The sequence below is a fragment of the Pseudomonas sp. FP2254 genome (genome assembly GCF_030687695.1).
Classification (GTDB): Bacteria; Pseudomonadota; Gammaproteobacteria; order Pseudomonadales; family Pseudomonadaceae; genus Aquipseudomonas; species Aquipseudomonas quebecensis.
In genome coordinates, this window is the sequence record NZ_CP117444.1 from 4,769,440 (window position 1) to 4,787,523 (window position 18,084).

Annotated in this window: 14 protein-coding genes; 6 read left to right on the top strand and 8 right to left on the bottom strand. The window is 60.9% G+C overall.

Features of this window, described 5'->3' with window-relative positions; all coding sequences use genetic code 11:
- The first annotated feature begins 216 nt into the window (after positions 1-216).
- Together PSH94_RS21940 and glyA are read left to right on the top strand one after the other, a co-directional pair.
- Positions 217-4,068: a bifunctional diguanylate cyclase/phosphodiesterase gene (locus tag PSH94_RS21940; protein ID WP_181080052.1), complete on the top strand. Its 3,852-nt coding sequence runs from the start codon at positions 217-219 to the stop codon at positions 4,066-4,068.
- A 228-nt stretch (positions 4,069-4,296) separates the two neighbouring features.
- Complete coding sequence (glyA, locus tag PSH94_RS21945) at positions 4,297-5,550, top strand: serine hydroxymethyltransferase (protein WP_017528864.1); 1,254 nt, start codon at positions 4,297-4,299, stop codon at positions 5,548-5,550.
- 96 nt (positions 5,551-5,646) lie between these two features.
- On the opposite strand, the gene yjiA is transcribed toward glyA, so the two are convergent.
- The 3 genes from yjiA to PSH94_RS21960 form a co-directional block, all read right to left on the bottom strand.
- On the bottom strand, positions 5,647-6,606 hold the full coding sequence (gene yjiA / locus PSH94_RS21950; RefSeq protein WP_305435781.1) for a GTPase: 960 nt from the start codon (positions 6,604-6,606) through the stop codon (positions 5,647-5,649).
- Between the two features lie 154 nt (positions 6,607-6,760).
- Positions 6,761-6,958, bottom strand: coding sequence for a YbdD/YjiX family protein (locus PSH94_RS21955; RefSeq protein ID WP_003194308.1), 198 nt, complete (start codon positions 6,956-6,958; stop codon positions 6,761-6,763).
- A gap of 15 nt (positions 6,959-6,973) precedes the next feature.
- Positions 6,974-9,040, bottom strand: a complete 2,067-nt coding sequence (locus PSH94_RS21960; protein WP_034100834.1) for a carbon starvation CstA family protein — start codon at positions 9,038-9,040, stop codon at positions 6,974-6,976.
- Between the two features lie 174 nt (positions 9,041-9,214).
- Between PSH94_RS21960 and PSH94_RS21965 the strand changes: the two genes are divergently transcribed.
- Positions 9,215-9,583, top strand: coding sequence for a PilZ domain-containing protein (locus PSH94_RS21965; protein WP_181080054.1), 369 nt, complete (start codon positions 9,215-9,217; stop codon positions 9,581-9,583).
- 2 nt (positions 9,584-9,585) lie between these two features.
- Here PSH94_RS21965 and PSH94_RS21970 read toward each other — a convergent pair whose 3' ends face one another.
- Genes PSH94_RS21970 through katB form a run of 4 tightly spaced genes read right to left on the bottom strand, consistent with a single transcriptional unit; the run spans position 9,586 to position 13,872 of the window.
- Positions 9,586-10,314 (bottom strand): hypothetical protein, encoded by a 729-nt coding sequence (locus PSH94_RS21970; RefSeq protein ID WP_181080055.1) that lies wholly within the window; start codon positions 10,312-10,314, stop codon positions 9,586-9,588.
- A gap of 15 nt (positions 10,315-10,329) precedes the next feature.
- Positions 10,330-11,697, bottom strand: a complete 1,368-nt coding sequence (gene radA, locus PSH94_RS21975; RefSeq protein WP_305435783.1) for a DNA repair protein RadA — start codon at positions 11,695-11,697, stop codon at positions 10,330-10,332.
- Between the two features lie 35 nt (positions 11,698-11,732).
- Positions 11,733-12,272 carry an ankyrin repeat domain-containing protein gene (locus PSH94_RS21980; protein ID WP_181080057.1) on the bottom strand — a complete coding sequence of 180 codons (540 nt, stop codon included), beginning with the start codon at positions 12,270-12,272 and terminating at the stop codon, positions 11,733-11,735.
- Between the two features lie 58 nt (positions 12,273-12,330).
- Positions 12,331-13,872 (bottom strand): catalase KatB, encoded by a 1,542-nt coding sequence (katB, locus tag PSH94_RS21985; RefSeq protein ID WP_305435785.1) that lies wholly within the window; start codon positions 13,870-13,872, stop codon positions 12,331-12,333.
- A gap of 287 nt (positions 13,873-14,159) precedes the next feature.
- Between katB and mscL the strand changes: the two genes are divergently transcribed.
- Positions 14,160-14,576, top strand: a complete 417-nt coding sequence (mscL, locus tag PSH94_RS21990; protein WP_181080059.1) for a large-conductance mechanosensitive channel protein MscL — start codon at positions 14,160-14,162, stop codon at positions 14,574-14,576.
- 264 nt (positions 14,577-14,840) lie between these two features.
- Here the strand turns inward: mscL and PSH94_RS21995 are convergent, their stop codons facing one another.
- Positions 14,841-15,617: a ferredoxin--NADP reductase gene (locus PSH94_RS21995; RefSeq protein WP_305435787.1), complete on the bottom strand. Its 777-nt coding sequence runs from the start codon at positions 15,615-15,617 to the stop codon at positions 14,841-14,843.
- Between the two features lie 443 nt (positions 15,618-16,060).
- Here PSH94_RS21995 and PSH94_RS22000 point away from each other — a divergent pair, with 443 nt between their 5' ends.
- Both PSH94_RS22000 and PSH94_RS22005 read left to right on the top strand, forming a co-directional pair.
- Complete coding sequence (locus tag PSH94_RS22000) at positions 16,061-16,771, top strand: autoinducer binding domain-containing protein (protein WP_285428827.1); 711 nt, start codon at positions 16,061-16,063, stop codon at positions 16,769-16,771.
- Between the two features lie 124 nt (positions 16,772-16,895).
- Entirely contained in the window at positions 16,896-18,020 is a 1,125-nt protein-coding gene (locus tag PSH94_RS22005) for a class I SAM-dependent methyltransferase (RefSeq protein WP_305435789.1), read from the top strand.
- The last annotated feature ends 64 nt before the right edge of the window (positions 18,021-18,084 follow it).

Sequence of the window (18,084 nt, forward strand, 5' to 3'; positions counted from 1 at the left end):
TGCCGCTCACAAAGCTACGTAACCCCTACTTGATCGAACATGCTCAGGCAGGACAACAAGTCGATTGAAACGGACGACTGACGCGGCCGCTCGCGGCCACGTTCAGTCGGGCGGGACTGGCACTTTGCCACAAGTCAAGGCATGCTAGCCGCCCTCCGGGCGTCCGGCTTATAGTGCACGTCGCGCGCCAGTCCAGCCAAACCGCAGGATTACAGCTTGTCCAAAGTCACGCCGCCAACTCCTTTGCGCGCCGCTCATCTAGCGCCAGGAGCGCCCCTGCACGGTCCTCTCAAAGGCGCATTGGCGACGCTCGTCCTGCTGCTGCTCGCTTTATTGTTCTGGCAACTGCTGGATCAACTGCAGCAAAACCAGAAAAACCAACAGCAATACACCATCGACTACAGCGCCGACCTGGCCGAACAAATCAGCCTGAACATGGCCCTGAGCGCCAAGATCGCGCTCAACCTGCTGCCGATGGTCGAGGCGCCCCGCGACAGCGAACAGCAACAGGCCTTGATGCGCACACTGCAGCGTTCCCTGCCGGAATTGCGCAGCGTCGCCCTGCTGGCTCCCAGCGGCGCGATGATCAGCGACAGTGCCACGGACAGCCAGGACAGCGCCTGGCTCGACGAACTGGTGGAGCGCAGCCACGGCCAGGCGTATTACCTGAGCAACAACGACGACGGTTCCCTCATCTATTTGCTGCTCCACCAGCCCAGCGGCGGCTCGCGGGTCTACTGGGCGCTACGCCTGGCGCCCGAGTACCTGGCCAACCTGACTCCCCAGGACAACCAGGGCCAGCGCCCGACGTGGGCCATCGAGAATCGCCTCAACCACCGCGTGATCAGCCGCGACACCGGCATGCCGGCCCAATGGGCCGGTGCCCTGACCCCGGACGAATTGAACAAAACCGTACTGATCACTCCCCTGAGCAAAAGCGACTGGCAACTGCGCGGCCTGTTCGACCGCACCGCCGTGCTCGAAGAACTGCTGCCGGCGTTTATCGGTAAATGCCTGTTGGGGCTGGCGTTCTCGCTGATCCCGGTGATTGTCCTGCTGAACATGCGCCGCCGTCAGCGCCAGGTGCATGAGGGCCGGCGCCGTTATCAGGATATTTTCGAAGGCACCGGCGTGGCCCTGTGCGTGCTGGACCTGTCGGGGCTCAATGCCTTTTTCGATAAGGCTCGCCTGCAGACCCGCGAGCAACTGCAGGCCTGGCGACTGGCCGACCCGGCGCAGTGCCGGCTAGTGCTCAGCGAACTGCGCATCACTGAAATCAACCAGGTGGCGGTGCGCCTGCTGAACGTGGGCTCGTGCGAAGAGGCCTGGCAGCGCCTGATCAGCGATTGCCCGGACAACGCTACCTCTATCGGCTATCAGGTGCTTGAGGCGGTCCTGACTCAGCAGGACCAGTTGGAGCTGGAAATCCAGCTCAAGGACGTGGCCGGCAACGAACAGTACCTGTGGCTGGTCATGCGCTTGCCGGAGCAGCAGGACGATTTCAAGGCGGTGATCCTCAGCATCAGCGATATCACCAGCCGCAAGCTGATCGAGCTGTCGCTGGTGGAGCGCGAAAGCTTCTGGTCGGACGTGGTCCGTACGGTGCCCGACCACCTGTATGTGCAGGACGTGATCAGCCAACGCATGATTTTCAGCAACCATCATCTGGGCCACACGCTCGGCTATAACCGCGCCGAACTGCAGCAAATGGGCGAGTACTTCTGGGAGATCCTGCTCCACCCCGAAGATGCCGAGCACTACCACGAGCTGCGCCAGCAGCAACGCCAGGCGGGCTACGCGACCCAGCTGCACTGTCAGTTGCGCTTTCGCCATCGCAACAACCAGTGGCGACGCTTCGATATCCGTGAACAGGCCCTGGCCCGGGACAAGAGCTCGCAAGTCACGCGCATCATCGGCGTGGCCAAGGACATTACCGACCAGATCGAAGCCAGCGAATCGCTGCGCGACAGCGAGCAGCGCTACCGCATGCTCGCCGAAAGCATCAGCGACGTGATCTGCTCCACCGACAGCCAGCTGGCGCTCAACTACATCAGCCCATCGGTCAATGCGGTGCTGGGCTATGACGTGGACTGGGTGTTCAAGAACGGTTGGCAATCGATCATCGCCAACCCGCAGCAATTGGCCGGCATCTACAGCCTGGTGGAACAGGTCAGTCGCGCGCTGGGCGACCAGGCGGCCCTGAGCAAACTGCGCGATCAGGTGCAGACCCAGCTGTTTCTGTTCGACTGCCTGCGCGCCGATGGCCGCAAAGTGCCGATCGAACTGCGCGTGGTGCTGGTATGGGACGAGCACGGCACCTTCGAGGGCATCCTCGGCGTGGGCCGCGACATCAGCCAGCAACGCCGCGCGGAAAAAGACCTGCGCATGGCGGCCACGGTATTCGAGCACTCCACATCGGCGATCCTGATCACCGACCCGGCCGGCTATATCGTGCAGGCCAACGAAGCGTTCAGCCGCGTCAGTGGCTATGAAGTGGCGGATGTGCTGGACCAGTTGCCGAACATGCTGACCGTCGACGAGCAGCAGGAAGCCCACCTGCGCTACGTTCTCAAGCAATTGCACCAGCACAGCACCTGGGAAGGCGAGGTGTGGCTCAAGCGCCGCAACGGCGAGCATTACCCGGCCTGGGTCGGCATTACCGCAGTGTTCGACGACGAAGGCGACCTGGCCAGCTATGTGTGTTTCTTCAGCGACATCAGCGAGCGCAAGGCCAGCGAGCAGCGCATCCACCGCCTGGCCTATTACGACGCCCTGACTCACCTGCCCAACCGCACATTGTTCCAGGACCGCCTGCACACCGCATTGCAGGCGGCCGAACGGCAGAAGTCGTGGGTGGTGCTGATGTTCCTCGACCTCGACCGCTTCAAACCGATCAACGACTCCCTGGGCCACGCCGCCGGCGACCGCATGCTCAAGGAAATGGCAACCCGCCTGCTCGGCTGCGTGGCCGAAGACGACACCGTAGCGCGCATGGGCGGCGACGAATTCACCTTGTTGCTGCAACCGCGGGTCAATCGTGAACTGGCGCTCAACCGCGCCATTCATGTGGCCGAGCAAATCCTTGCGAGCCTGGTGAAGCCGTTCGTGCTGGAAGGCCGCGAGTTCTTTGTGACCGCCAGTATCGGTATCGCCCTGAGCCCGCAGGATGGCAATGAGCTGAGCCAACTGATGAAAAACGCCGACACGGCGATGTATCACGCCAAGGAGCGCGGCAAGAACAACTTCCAGTTCTACCAGGCCGACATGAACGCCAGCGCCCTGGAACGCCTGGAACTGGAAAGCGACCTGCGCCACGCCCTCGACCAGAACGAATTCGTGCTCTATTACCAACCGCAGTTCAGCGGCGATGGTAAACGCCTGACCGGCGCCGAAGCCCTGCTGCGCTGGCGCCACCCACGGCGCGGGCTGGTGCCCCCAGGCGATTTCATCCCGGTACTGGAAGAGCTGGGCCTGGTGGTGGACGTAGGCGACTGGGTCATCAGCGAGGCCTGCCGCCAGCTCAAGACCTGGCATCAGAACAAAGTGCGCGTGCCGAAAGTCTCGGTGAACATCTCCGCGCGGCAGTTTTCCGACGGCCAGTTGGGCACGCGCATCGCCAACATTCTGAAGGACACCGGCCTGCCGCCGGCGTGTCTGGAACTGGAGCTGACGGAAAGTATCCTGATGCGTGAAGTCAACGAAGCCATGCACATCCTCGACAGCCTGAAAAACCTGGGCTTGAGCATTGCGGTGGACGACTTCGGCACCGGTTACTCGTCGCTCAACTACCTCAAGCAATTCCCCATCGATGTGCTGAAGATCGACCGCACCTTCGTCGACGGCCTGCCGTCCGGCGAACAGGACGCGCAGATCGCCCGCGCGATTATCGCCATGGCCCACAGCCTGAACCTGGCGGTGATCGCCGAGGGCGTGGAAACCCATGAGCAACTGGACTTCCTGCGCGAACATGGTTGCGACGAGGTCCAGGGCTACCTGTTCGGGCGGCCGATGCCGGCGAATCGGTTCGAGGCGCAGTTCAGCAATGATGCCCTCTTCATGTTCGATTGAAGGGTGTGGTGCGGCCACTGGCCTCATCGGGGGCAAGCCCCCTCCCAGATTTGAATGTATTCACAAATCGAAGGTGGGAGGGGGCTTGCCCCCGATGAGGCCGGCACAGCCACCACCCATCCCGAGGTGAATCCCGCTTGTCCGCGACATGACGTCCTTTCATATGCCATCTAAAACCCATTGGGTTAGAATGCCCTCCTTTTCTGCCCCCGATCCTTGAGGACCGCCATGTTCAGCCGTGATTTGACTATTGCCAAGTACGACGCCGATCTCTTCGCCGCCATGGAGCAAGAAGCCGTGCGCCAGGAAGAGCACATTGAGCTGATCGCTTCGGAAAACTACACCAGCCCTGCGGTGATGGAGGCTCAAGGCTCTGTACTCACCAACAAGTACGCCGAAGGCTACCCGGGCAAGCGCTACTACGGTGGTTGCGAGTACGTCGACGTGGTTGAACAACTGGCCATCGACCGTGCCAAGGAACTGTTCGGCGCCGATTACGCCAACGTCCAGCCGCACGCCGGTTCCCAGGCCAACAGCGCCGTGTATCTGGCCCTGCTGCAAGGCGGCGACACCATTCTGGGCATGAGCCTGGCCCACGGCGGTCACCTGACCCACGGCGCCAGCGTGTCCTCCTCCGGCAAGCTGTACAACGCCGTTCAATACGGTATCGATGCCAATGGCCTGATCGACTACGACGAAGTCGAGCGCCTGGCCGTTGAGCACAAGCCGAAAATGATCGTGGCCGGTTTCTCTGCCTACTCGCAGATCCTGGACTTCCCGCGTTTTCGCGCCATCGCCGACAAAGTCGGTGCCTACCTGTTCGTCGACATGGCCCACGTGGCCGGTCTGGTCGCCGCCGGCGTCTACCCGAACCCGGTGCCATTCGCTGACGTGGTCACCACCACCACCCATAAAACCCTGCGCGGTCCACGTGGCGGCCTGATCCTGGCGCGCGCCAACGCCGAGATCGAGAAGAAGCTGAACTCCGCCGTATTCCCTGGTGCCCAGGGTGGCCCGCTGGAGCACGTGATCGCCGCTAAAGCGATCTGCTTCAAGGAAGCCCTGCAGCCTGAGTTCAAGACCTACCAGCAACAAGTGGTGAAGAACGCCAAGGCCATGGCCGGCGTGTTCATCGAGCGCGGCTTTGACGTGGTGTCCGGCGGCACTGAAAACCACCTGTTCCTGCTGTCGCTGATCAAGCAGGACATCTCCGGTAAAGATGCGGACGCTGCCCTGGGCAAAGCCTTCATCACCGTGAACAAAAACTCGGTACCGAACGACCCACGCTCGCCGTTCGTCACTTCCGGCCTGCGTTTCGGCACCCCGGCTGTGACCACTCGCGGCTTCAAGGAAGCAGAGTGCAAGGAACTCGCCGGCTGGATCTGCGACATCCTGGCTGACCTGAACAACGAAGCCGTGATCGACGCGGTACGTGAGAAGGTCAAGGCCATCTGCAAGAAGCTGCCGGTATACGGCGCTTGATTGCAGTTGCTTGAATAAGAAGCCCGGCTCTAGAGCCGGGCTTTTTTATGCCAGATTTCAATGTGAAATGCGCTCAAGCCCCCTGCCACATGGTCTTCAGGGTTGGTAGACCTTGGCAAAGCCTTCGCGGATCTTGTCTTCCGGCAATTCATCGGCAATAAACACGATCACACTCTCCCGAGCCTCGCCCTCGCCCCACTGCGTGTCCCAGTCGAAACCATAGAGCTTCAGCACACCCTGGAACACCATGCGCCGCTCCTCCCCGGCAATATTCAGCACGCCTTTGTAGCGCAGCAATTGCTTGCCGTGGTCTTCCAGCAGTTCGTTCATAAATTCACTGAGGCGGTCGATGTCCAGCGGCTGGTCGGTGCGCAGCACCAGGCTGGAGATACGGTCGATGGACGGCGCCTGGCTCACCGGACGCAGGCTCATGCCGGCATTGAGGTTGAAACCACGGACATCGAGCAACTGAGCCAAATCTATCTTGCCGTGCTCGACGACGTGGATCGGCGCGCGACGGTTGATACGCGTCAGGCGTTCGCTGAGAGCGTCGAATGTGATGGCGTCCACCAGATCACGCTTGCTCACCAACAAGCGGTCGGCAAAGCCAATCTGCGCCTGGGCGATGGTCTGGGTCAGGTGGTGCTCGGCGTGGGCTGCGTCCACCAGGGTGATGATGCCGTCGAGGATGTAGCGCTCGCGCAATTCCTCGTCGATGAAAAATGTCTGGGCCACCGGCGCCGGGTCGGCCAGGCCGGTGCACTCGATCACCAGGCGGTCGAAAGCAATCTCACCGCTGTCCAGGCGTTCCAGCAGCAGGTAAAGGGCCTTGGTCAGGTCGGTGTGGATAGTGCAGCACACGCAGCCGTTGGACAGGGTCATGACCTGCACCGGTTCTACGCCCAACAGTTGGCTGTCGATACCGGCATCGCTGAATTCGTTTTCGATCACGGCGATTTTAAGGCCGTGCTCGGCTTTGAGCAGGTGGCGCAGCAAGGTGGTCTTGCCGGCGCCGAGAAAGCCACTGAGAACGGTCACTGGAATGGGAGAGGACAAACAGTTCTCCTTATTAACTGAAGAAATCCAAAACAAGTGTGGGAGGGGGCTTGCCCCCGATAGCAGTGTGTCAGGCACTTATGTGTCACTGAGACACCGCTGTCGGGGGCAAGCCCCCTCCCACAGTGGATCATCGCCAGCCCGAACTAACGGGTCAGCAGCACTTGGGCCCACCCTTGCCGCCGTAACGGGCTTCCTGGCGTTCCCGGAAGAACGCCTTGTAGTCCATCACCGGCTTGTCCGGGTGCTTGGTTTGCATATGCTCGACGTAGGTGTCGTAGTCGGGCATGCCGACCATCAGGCGTGCGGCCTGACCGAGGTATTTACCCAGGCGACTGATGTCATTGAACATGGCTGCAATCCTCGATCATGCGTCCGGAATGGCCTGGAACGGGGCTTCTTTATCAGTACGTTCCTTGTTGCCCCAGGCGGCGACGCCGACCTTGAGCGCATAGAACAGGATGCTGAATACCACGAACAGGAACAACGCCGTCAGTGTCGCGTTGGTGTAGGCGTTCCAGATCACGTGCTGCATCTGGTCGATGCTCTTGGCCGGCGCGAGGATCTGGCCACCGGCCAGGGCATCGCTGTACTTCTTGGCCAGCGACAGGAAGCCGATTGCCGGGTTGGCGTCGAACAGCTTGATGAAGCCTGCGGTGGTGGTGCAGATCAGCAGCCATACGGCCGGCAGCATCGTTACCCAGATGTAGCGCTGGCGCTTCATCTTGATCAGCACAACGGTGGCGAGCATCAGCGCGATACCGGCCAGCATCTGGTTGGAGATGCCGAACAGCGGCCACAACGTGTTGATACCGCCCAGTGGGTCGATCACGCCTTGATACAGCAGGTAACCCCACATCGCTACACAACCGGCGGTCGCGATCAGGTTGGCGGTCCACGACTCGGTACGCTTGAGCGCCGGCACGAACGAGCCCAGCAGGTCCTGCAGCATGAAGCGACCGGCACGGGTACCGGCGTCGACAGCGGTCAAGATGAACAAGGCTTCGAACAGGATCGCAAAGTGGTACCAGAACGCCATGGTGTTTTCACCCGGCAGCACACTGTGCAGGATCTGCGCGATACCGACTGCCAATGTCGGCGCACCGCCGGCACGCGCCAGGATGGTGGTTTCGCCGATGTCATGGGCCACCGCCTGCAGCGCTTCCGGGGTGATTGCAAAACCCCAGCTGCTGACGGTCTGCGCCACGGCCATTACGTCACCGCCAACCACGGCGGCCGGGCTGTTCATGGCGAAGTACACACCGGGCTCGATCACCGAGGCCGCGACCATCGCCATGATGGCCACGAAGGACTCCATCAACATGCCGCCGTAACCGATGTAGCGGGCGTTGGTTTCGTTATCCAGCAGCTTGGGCGTGGTGCCCGACGAGATCAGCGCGTGGAACCCCGAGACCGCGCCACAGGCGATGGTGATGAACAGGAACGGGAACAGCCCGCCTTTCCACACCGGGCCGGTGCCATCGATGAACTGGGTCAGCGCCGGCATTTTCAGCTCGGGCATGGTGACCAGGATACCGATCGCCAGGGCGATGATGGTGCCGATCTTGAGGAAGGTGGACAGGTAGTCGCGCGGCGCCAGGATCAGCCACACCGGCAATACCGCCGCCACGAAACCGTAGCCGATCAGCATCCAGGTGATTTGCACGCCGGTGAAGCTGAACGCCTTGGCCCACACCGGATCGGCGGCAATCTGCCCGCCCAGCCAGATCGAGCCGAGCAGCAACAGCACGCCGATGATGGAAATCTCGCCGATGCGGCCCGGGCGGATGTAGCGCATGTAAATGCCCATGAACATCGCGATCGGGATGGTCGCCATCACGGTGAAGATGCCCCATGGGCTCTCGGCCAGGGCCTTGACCACGATCAGCGCCAGCACCGCGAGGATGATGATCATGATCAGGAAGCAGCCGAACAGCGCGATGGTCCCCGGAATGCGCCCCATCTCTTCGCGCACCATATCCCCCAGGGAACGGCCGTTGCGACGGGTGGACAGGAACAGCACCATAAAGTCCTGCACCGCACCGGCCAGCACCACGCCGGCGATCAGCCAGAGTGTGCCGGGCAGATAGCCCATCTGCGCCGCCAGCACCGGGCCGACCAGCGGGCCTGCGCCGGCAATGGCGGCAAAGTGGTGACCGAACAGGATGTGTTTATTGGTCGGCACATAGTCCAGACCGTCATTGTTGAGCACTGCGGGGGTGGCCCGCCGTGGGTCGAGCTGCATCACGTTGTTAGCGATGAACAGACTGTAGTAACGGTAAGCAACCAGGTAAATGGCCACTGCGGCCACCACAATCCACAAGGCGTTGATCGCCTCGCCGCGGCGCAAGGCCACTACGCCCAGGGCGCACGCTCCTACGATTGCCAGCACCAGCCAGGGTAAGTGGCGTAGCAGGCTATTATTATTTTTCATTTTTATATTCCAGCCAGGGTGGACAGAAAGGACAGCCACTCGGAGTTTAGCGCTGTTGGCCTCAAAGACCACCCCCCTCCATTGGTCTAGAGCCCTGCAGCGCTGAAAAAAGCAGAAAAAATCGCCCAATGATGGCGCAGGGCTACACTCCATCCATCCTCAGAGGGTTTCACCATGACCGATCACCCGTCCGACCGCCGCTGTTTCCGCCGGATCGCCCTGGATGCGAAAACCGAACTTCGCCAAAACGAGCAGCAATGGCCAGTAACCTTAGTGGATCTGTCGCTCAAGGGCCTGGCAGTAAAGCGGCCCGAACATTGGAAGGGCAATAAAGACCTGCCGTTCGAGGTGGATATCCGCCTGGATCCCAAAGCGCATATCAAGATGCAGGTCAGGCTGACCCACGACGATCACGGCCAACTGGGCTTTGTGTGCAAAGAAATCGACCTGGATTCGATCAGCCACCTGCGACGGCTGATCGAATTGAACCTCGGCGATCAAGATGAACTTGAGCGAGAGTTGGGCGCCTTGCTGGCGCTATAGGCTCAGGGAAACGCCTCGCGGCCGGGAAATTCGTTTTCCATGTCCCAGTAGCCCTTTTTCTGACTCGACGTGACTTGCCATCGCCCGTCGACATAGCGATACGTCTGGTAGCGCGTGGTGAAATCGTCCTCGCCGTCGCCGTCCATAAAGGACGATACCTGCAACAGTTCATCCGGCCCGCCACTGGCCGGCGTCGCCACCTGCCAGTCGGCCTTCCCCGTGTGGGCCAGGGTCAGCGGCTGAGGCTTGCCGTCCGCGCCGGTGTAGCTCAGCGGTGTGAGTTGCTGTTTGGCCGGCAGCAGCAATTGAGTGGCAGGGCCGCTGTAGGAGCCCATCGGCGCGGTCTCATCGATGCTCAGGAAATACACCGGCTCGGGTAAACCCTTGAGCGGGGCTTTACCGACCTCGGCCAGCGGGTAGCCAAGGTCCTGCTGCGCAACCACTTTATCGGCGGCCGACACCAGGCGTACTTGAGCCTCAAGCAGCGGGTTGTCGACCAGATCGCCGGGCTCGTCGAACGAGTCCTCATCCAGCCCACTGCCCCAATTGTCCTTATGCATCTGCGCGCTGATGCGCTGGTCTTCCAGGATCTGCAGCTGGTTGCCCTCTTCGGTTGCCAGCGTCTGCGCCAGGCGGTAACCGGCCGGCAGCTCGGCAGCCGCGGCCATGGCGGGCGCGCCCGTCAGGGCGACAAGCAGGGCGACTACCGCCCAGTCGTTCGATCGTTGCATCGGGTGGTTCCCTTGTTATTCGAAAAGTGCATCGAGCGCCTGCTCCAGCCGCGTCACCGCAATGACCTTCAGCCCCGCCGGCGCTTCCTTCGGCGCGTTGCCCTTGGGCACGATCGCGCGCTTGAAGCCGTGCTTGGCGGCTTCCTTGAGTCGTTCCTGACCGCTCGGCACCGGGCGCACTTCGCCGGACAGGCCGACTTCACCGAACACTAACAGGTCATGAGGTAATGGCCGGTTGCGCAGGCTGGACATCACCGCCGCCATCAAGGCCAGGTCGGACGCAGTTTCCAGCACCTTGACCCCGCCGACCACATTGAGAAATACGTCCTGGTCGTGGGTCGGAATGCCGCCATGGCGATGCAGCACCGCGAGCAGCATGGCCAGGCGGTTCTGATCCAGCCCCAGCGTCACCCGACGCGGATTGGCCAGATGGCTGTCATCCACCAGCGCCTGGACCTCCACCAGCATCGGCCGGGTGCCTTCCCACGTGGCCATGACCACGCTGCCGGGGACTTCCTCCTGGGCGCGTGTCAGGAAAATCGCCGAAGGGTTGGAAACTTCCTTCAACCCTCGGTCGGTCATGGCGAAGACACCCAGTTCGTTGACCGCACCGAAACGGTTCTTTACCGCCCGCAGCAAACGCAGGCGTCCGTCGGACTCGCCCTCGAAATACAGCACAGTGTCGACCATATGCTCCAGCACGCGAGGCCCCGCCAACGCACCCTCTTTGGTGACGTGGCCGACCAGGAAAATCGCCGTGCCGCTCTGCTTGGCATAACGCACCAGCAGCGCCGCGCTCTCGCGTACCTGGGACACGCCGCCCGGCGCCGATTGCAATTGCTCGGTAAAAATCGTCTGGATCGAGTCGATCACCATGACTTTGGGCTTTTCCACACGAGCCGTGGCAATGATGCTTTCGATGCAGGTTTCGGTCATCACCCGCAACTGGTCCTGGGGCAGGCCCAGGCGACGGGCGCGCATGGCCACTTGTTGCTGGGATTCTTCACCGGTGACGTACAGCGCCGGCATGCGGCTGGCAATGCTGCACAAGGTCTGCAACAGAATGGTCGACTTGCCGATGCCCGGGTCGCCGCCGATCAGCACCACCGAGCCATCCACCAGGCCGCCGCCCAGCACCCGGTCCAGTTCACCGGAGGCCGTGGAAAATCGCGGAATCTCTTCGACGCTGACTTCAGCCAGGGTTTTGATCTGCGCCTGTTGCCCGGTCCAGCCGGCGCGGCCGGTGGGCGCAGCCGCACCGCCGCTCTCGATCATGGTTTCCGTCAGGGTGTTCCATGCGCCGCATTCGCCGCACTGGCCGGCCCACTTGGGAAAGGTCGCGCCGCACTCCGTGCAGCCGTACATGCGCTTGGCCTTTGCCATTCGAGAACCTCCAACTGAAAAACCGCGATGATAGCTCAGCGCGACGCCGGGGTCCGGATTTCACCGCTGGCCAATCGCGAGGCACTGTTACCCACCGGGTCTTCGGCGTTGAGGTCGGCGCCCTTGGCCTTCAGCTCATCCAGCAGTTCGATGCGCTTGAACAGCCCGGCGTACATGGCGGCGGTCTGCCCGGCACCGTTGCGCTGGTCGGGGTTGCAGTCGGTGGCCAGCAGGCGCTGGGCAATTTTCAGCTCACCCTTGAAGATCGCGCCCATCAGGGCGGTGTTACCGCGTTTATCCTGCACGCAGGCGTCGGCACCGGCGTCCAGCAAGCGCTCCACAAAGGGCGCCTGGCCATGATAGGCGGCGAGGATCAGGGCGGTGTAGCCCTTGTCGTCCTGGGTGTTCAGGCTGTAGCCGGACTCAATGAATGTATTGAGCATGTCGAGGTCGCCACGGCGGGCGGCGTCGAAGTAATAGTCCTGCAGTTGCGCCTTGAGCGCGACCGGGTCGGCGGATTCGGCCCGAGCCGTGAAGGCCAGCATGGCGATCAGCAAGCCAATGGAAATACGCATGGGAGTTCTCCTGCCAAGGGATCGGCGCCCGCGTGGGCGCCGATCGGAACCAACGGGGTCAGTCGGTCAGTTTGTCGGCCAGCGCCTTCACGCGGGCCAGATCGCCCTTGGCGACCTTGGCCACGCCGGTGCCGTATTCCGGATCGGCCTTATAGAGGAACGAGAGAATGATGTGCTTGCTCTCGTCATCGGTAGTGGCCAGGGAGCCGCCGAAGTTTTCAATCAGGTCCTGACGCTCTTTCTGACTGTACGAACGGTACAGATCACCGGCCTGCTTGAAGTTCTGCTCGCGCTGGATTTTCGCCTGCTGGGTGCTGCCAGACAGCGGCAACTGGCTGTAGCGCGCAGCTTGTGGCTCTTCACGCGGTTCCAGGCGGCTTGGCTGATAGTTCACACCGCTGCTGGTCTTGCCGCTGTTCATCGCGCCGTCCTGATTGCCGTTGTTGACGGTCACGCGCGGGGCGTTGATCGGCAGTTGCAGGGCATTGGCGCCCAGGCGGTACATCTGGGTGTCGGCGTAGGAGAACACACGGCCTTGCAGCAGGCGGTCTTCAGACGGCTCGATGCCCGGCACCAGGTTGGCCGGCGCCATGGCGACTTGTTCGGTCTCTTGGAAAACGTTGGCCGGATTACGGTTGAGGACCATCTGCCCCACTTTGCGCTCGGGCACATTCGGCCAGATCTTGGTGGCGTCCAGTGGATCGAAGTCGAACTTGGCCAAGTCTTCAGGCTTGAGCACTTGCACATACAAGTCCCACTTCGGGAAGTCGCCCTTGTTGATATGGGTGACCAAGTCGTTAGTCATGTGACTGTAATCGCGCCCCTGTACTTGCACCACTTGTTTGGGATCTAAATTCTTGATGCCTTGCAGGCTCTTCCAGTGGAACTTGACGTAATGCACTTCGCCCTTGGCGTTAATCAACTTGTAGGCGTGTACGCCATTGCCATCCATTTCCCGGTAACTGGCGGGTGTGCCGGCGTCGGAATACAACTCGGTGAGCGTGCGGGTCGACTCGGGAACATGGGAGAAGAAGTCGAACCGGCGCGAATCGTCGTCCAGGTTAGTGCGCGGATCAGGTTTGAACGCATGCACCATGTCAGGGAACTTGATGGCGTCGCGAATAAAGAACGTCGGGAAGTTATTGCCCACCAAGTCCCAGTTACCGTCAGCGGTATAGAACTTGGTGGCGAAGCCGCGTGGGTCACGCAGGGTTTCCGGGGAATGGTTGCCATGCACCACGGCGGAGAAGCGCACGAACACCGGAGTGGTCTCGCCGGCGGCGAATACTTTGGCCTTGGTGAGGTCGCTGAGGCCATCGGTCACGGTGAAGGTGCCGTGGGCGCCGGTGCCGCGCGCGTGCACCACACGCTCCGGGATACGCTCGCGGTCGAAGCGTTGCAGTTTCTGAATCAGCTGTACGTCTTGCAGCAGCACCGGGCCGGTGGCACCGGCGGTTTGCGAGTTCTGGTTATCGCCAACCGCGGCACCGTTGTCGCGGGTGAGGTTGGCGGCGTGTACAGACAGGGAAAGCAGGCTGGCGGTGGCCAGGAGCAGCGCGTGTCGCGCCAGCACCGGCCCGCGGCGGGTTGGATTTTTCATCAAGGTTTCCTCTGGTTTTTTTGATGCACATTCAGTTGTGCTTGCCAGAGGCTAGTGACCCGAGAGTCAGAAGATAAATAGAAAACTCATACCAGGCCGATTAATAAATGAGTGTGGTAACCCACTGAATTTCCGGGTATTTCGCGCGCGATTGGTGGCACTTTGCAAACTATTTGCGTTTTAATGTGTCGATAAAAACCAACAGTGTTAACAGTTGTGTCGCGCAAGCCCGCATCGACTGACTTACACTTGGCACCACCCTTCTCATCTGTAACAAGGAATAACCTATGGGCGTGATCAGTGAGTTCAAGGCCTTCGCGGTCAAAGGTAATGTGGTCGACATGGCCGTCGGTATCATCATCGGCGCCGCCTTCGGCAAAATTGTTTCCTCATTTGTAGGCGACGTGGTGATGCCGCCGCTCGGTCTGTTGATCGGCGGTGTGGACTTCGGTGATCTGGCGATCACGCTCAAGGCCGCCCAGGGCGATGCACCGGCCGTGGTGCTGGCGTATGGCAAGTTCATCCAGAGCGTCGTCGACTTCCTGATCGTGGCATTTGCAATCTTCATGGGCGTGAAGGTGATCAACCGTCTCAAGCGCGAAGAGGCCAAGGCACCGAGCCTGCCGCCGACGCCGACCAAGGAAGAAGTGCTGCTGGGCGAGATCCGCGATCTGCTCAAGGCACAGAACGACAAGCCGCTTTAAGCCGCACCGGTTTGCAAAAAAGGCGCCTCCAGGGGTAATGCCAGTCAGATAAGAGACGGAACGGGCAACCAGTAACCTGTGGCGAGCGGGCTTGCCCCGCGTTGGGCTGCGAAGCAGCCCCAAAACATAGTCCCGGAGTTGCCTGGCATACTGCGACGCTCCTATTGGGGCTGCTGCGCAGCCCAACGCGGGGCAAGCCCGCTCACCACAGTTACAGTGTTCCTCCTTAACTGACCGGCATTAGCCTCCAGGGGCGCCTTTCGTTTACCAGTAGTTCTCCACCGCCACCTGGCCCGGTCGCCTGGAGAGCGACAGGTTCATGTCGCGTTTCTTCAGCAGTTGGCGGGTGTCATCGACCATCTGCGGGTTACCGCAAATCAACACGCGTGAATGCTCGGGGCTCAGTTTTACCCCGGCCGCCCGCTCCAGCTCGCCGTTTTCGATCAAGGTGGTGATGCGGCCGTTCAAGGCGCCCGGGTGCTGCTCACGAGTGACGATGGGCAGGTAGGTGAGTTTATGCGCGTACTCGGCCAGGTATTCGCGCTCGCTCAGTTCCTTGATCAGCGACTGGTAAGCCAGCTCCCTGGCCTCACGTGCGCTGTACACCAGGATGATGCGCTCGAATTTCTCCCAGGCTTCGAAGTCCTGCAGGATCGACAGAAACGGCGCCACGCCGGTGCCGGTGCCCAGCAACCAAAGGTCGCGGCCATCGACGAATCGGTTCAACGTCAGATAACCCGTGGCCTGACGCTCCACCATCAGCGTGTCGCCGACACGCAGGCGGCTAAGCTCACTGGTGAACTCCCCCCCCGGTACGACGATCGAGAAGAAATCCAGGTACTCGTCAAAAGGCGCCGACACCACGGAATACGCGCGCCATACAGTGCTGCCATCCGCCTTGGTGACCCCAAGGCGCACAAATTGGCCGGCGGTGAAACGAAACCCCGGATCGCGGGTGGTGCGCAGAGTGAAGAGGCTGGGGGTGAGCGATTGCACGTCGAGCAAGGTCTGGCAGGTGTATTTTTCAGCGCTGGCCGTCATGGGGAACTCCGATCTGCAGAGGCCACTAGTGTCCCTCAAAGCCGCGCCGGCTAACACCGGTGATTTGTACTGGCATTATCGACCGCTGACGGAATGTCGATCGCGACGATAGAAAGACCCTTTATTAGTTACGGCTTTTGACTGATCAAGTTCTTGCACATGCACTAATCATTTAGCTATTAACGTCCTCCCGTTCGATTACTAGAGTAAAAAGCCTAACCAAATGATGTCAATTAGACACTACTTGAAAAGCCTAAAAATCAATACTCTTTTAAATAGCTACACAAAACTGTTAAGTCTGTACAAGTTAAAACCCTCGAAAATTACCAACTACTATTAATTTTTTTTCGTACCTGAAAGTAGCCGGTGTCCTACACTCTTTTCCGAGCAGCATTGGGATCAGGACGTACCCAAGCCATGCCAATTCACATGGAGAGTTATCGATGGTCAACTGGCACAACACACGCCCCCCAAAACTGAAAGAGGAGGACGAGATCACCAGTGTCTTTGAGATGGTCGTCAATGAAACCTACGCCCTCGGCTTTCACTTCTGCGCCTTCAAAATGAGTACTCAGCACACGACTAATCAAAATCTTGTATTCGAAAAAAACAACTATCCAAATGAGTGGAACAAACTCTACCGCCGCGCCAAGTTTTTTCATTACGACCCTGTGGTGACTCACTGCCAACGCTCTGTGTTGCCGTTTGTGTGGAAAGAAAGTGCCTTCGAAAGTTCGCCGCATCTGTGGCAACTGGCTCGATCCTATGGCGTGCATTTGGGGTGGACACAGCCGTTGCACAGCCCACACGGCGTGGTCAGCATGCTGACATTGAGCCGCCGCACAGGCGAAATCACCCCGGAGGAACTGTACGAAAAAGCCGGCAATGCCCTGTGGCTGTGCCACGCGCTGCATACCGTAGTGGCGCATAAATACGCCAACGGCCCAACTGCCAGGCCGTCCACAAAGTTGACCGCGCGCGAAATCGAAGTGCTGCGGTGGTCGGCGCTGGGCAAAACCGCGGCGGAGATCGCACAGATCCTGTGCCTGTCCGAACGCACGGTGGGGTTTCACAACTGCAGTTCGATGCGAAAACTAGGGGTCAATAACAAGATCGCCGCCGTGATGGTGGCTGCAAAGGCCGGCTTTCTATAAACACCGCATGTAATCCGCACAAAAAAACCGTAACATTTGCGACCAGTTCCGGGTGATGACGCAGCCTTCAATGTCGTGTCGCCGTTCACCCAGAAGGTTCGACTACCCAGAGTTTCCTCCCCCCATGCCCCTGCTCGACAGCCCCTTCGCCCAGCTCGATCTGATCCGCCAGCCCGAGCAGCACAACGACCCGCTGCAAGCCTTCGATGCCGCCGACGAATACCTGCTCAACCATCTGGCGGCACAGCAGCCGAACGTCAGCACCCACGTGCTGGTGCTCAACGACAGCTTCGGCGCCCTGGCGGCCAGCCTTGAAGGCCGGGTGCAGGTGACGTCCAGCGGCGACTCGTTCCTGGCGGCCCAGGGCCTGGAGAAAAACCTGGTGCGCAACGCCAAGGCTTTCGATGCCGTGCCGTTCATTCCCGCAAGCGAGGTGCCCACCGGGCCGTTCGACCGCGTGCTGATCCGCGTGCCCAAAACCCTGGCGCTGCTGGAAGAACAACTGATACGCCTGCAGGGCCGACTGGCACCCGGCGCCGAAGTGATCGCCGGGGCGATGGTCAAGCACTTGCCACGCGCGGCCGGGGACCTGCTGGAACGCTATATCGGGCCGATGCACGCCTCTCTGGCGGTCAAGAAAGCCCGACTGCTGATCGCCACCGTGGCCGAGCGCCCTGTCGCCGCTTCGCCCTATCCGACGCGCTACACCCTGGACACTCCCGCCCTTGAGTTGCTGAACCACGCCAACGTGTTCTGTCGCGAAGGCCTGGACATCGGCACCCGCGCGTTCCTGCCGCACCTGCCCACCGGCCTGGGCGATGCCCGCGTGGCCGACCTCGGCTGCGGCAACGGCGTGCTGGCGATTGCCAGCGCGCTGCACAACCCCGACGCGCACTACACCCTGGTGGACGAGTCCTACATGGCCGTGCAATCGGCCCGTGAAAACTGGCAGGCCGCGCTCGGTGAGCGTGCCGTGATCGTGCGCGCCGCCGATGGCCTGGCCGGGCAAGCGGCCCAATCGCTGGACGTGGTGCTGTGCAACCCGCCATTCCACCAGCAGCAGGTGGTCGGCGACTTCCTTGCCTGGCGCATGTTCCAGCAGGCTCGTGAGGCGTTGGTGGTGGGCGGTGCGCTGTATATCGTCGGCAACCGCCACCTGGGTTATCACAGCAAATTGGCGCGGCTGTTCCGCGGCGTCGAGCAGGTGGCGGCCACGCCCAAGTTCGTGATTCTCAAAGCCCGCAAATAAAAAAAGACCCCGCCCCTACAACGTAGAAACAGGGTCAAAAAACCGTGCCGCAAGGCAACGGGAT

Bases quoted from the DNA above. Each gene is read 5' to 3' on its own strand.
- PSH94_RS22000 (WP_285428827.1), top strand. From the start codon at position 16,061: ATGGTCAACTGGCACAACACACGCCCCCCAAAACTGAAAGAGGAGGAC.
- PSH94_RS22005 (WP_305435789.1), top strand. From the start codon at position 16,896: ATGCCCCTGCTCGACAGCCCCTTCGCCCAGCTCGATCTGATCCGCCAG.
- katB (WP_305435785.1), bottom strand. From the start codon at position 13,872: ATGAAAAATCCAACCCGCCGCGGGCCGGTGCTGGCGCGACACGCGCTG.
- PSH94_RS21955 (WP_003194308.1), bottom strand. From the start codon at position 6,958: ATGTTCAATGACATCAGTCGCCTGGGTAAATACCTCGGTCAGGCCGCA.
- radA (WP_305435783.1), bottom strand. From the start codon at position 11,697: ATGGCAAAGGCCAAGCGCATGTACGGCTGCACGGAGTGCGGCGCGACC.
- PSH94_RS21960 (WP_034100834.1), bottom strand. From the start codon at position 9,040: ATGAAAAATAATAATAGCCTGCTACGCCACTTACCCTGGCTGGTGCTG.
- PSH94_RS21965 (WP_181080054.1), top strand. From the start codon at position 9,215: ATGACCGATCACCCGTCCGACCGCCGCTGTTTCCGCCGGATCGCCCTG.
- mscL (WP_181080059.1), top strand. From the start codon at position 14,160: ATGGGCGTGATCAGTGAGTTCAAGGCCTTCGCGGTCAAAGGTAATGTG.
- PSH94_RS21970 (WP_181080055.1), bottom strand. From the start codon at position 10,314: ATGCAACGATCGAACGACTGGGCGGTAGTCGCCCTGCTTGTCGCCCTG.
- PSH94_RS21995 (WP_305435787.1), bottom strand. From the start codon at position 15,617: ATGACGGCCAGCGCTGAAAAATACACCTGCCAGACCTTGCTCGACGTG.
- glyA (WP_017528864.1), top strand. From the start codon at position 4,297: ATGTTCAGCCGTGATTTGACTATTGCCAAGTACGACGCCGATCTCTTC.
- PSH94_RS21980 (WP_181080057.1), bottom strand. From the start codon at position 12,272: ATGCGTATTTCCATTGGCTTGCTGATCGCCATGCTGGCCTTCACGGCT.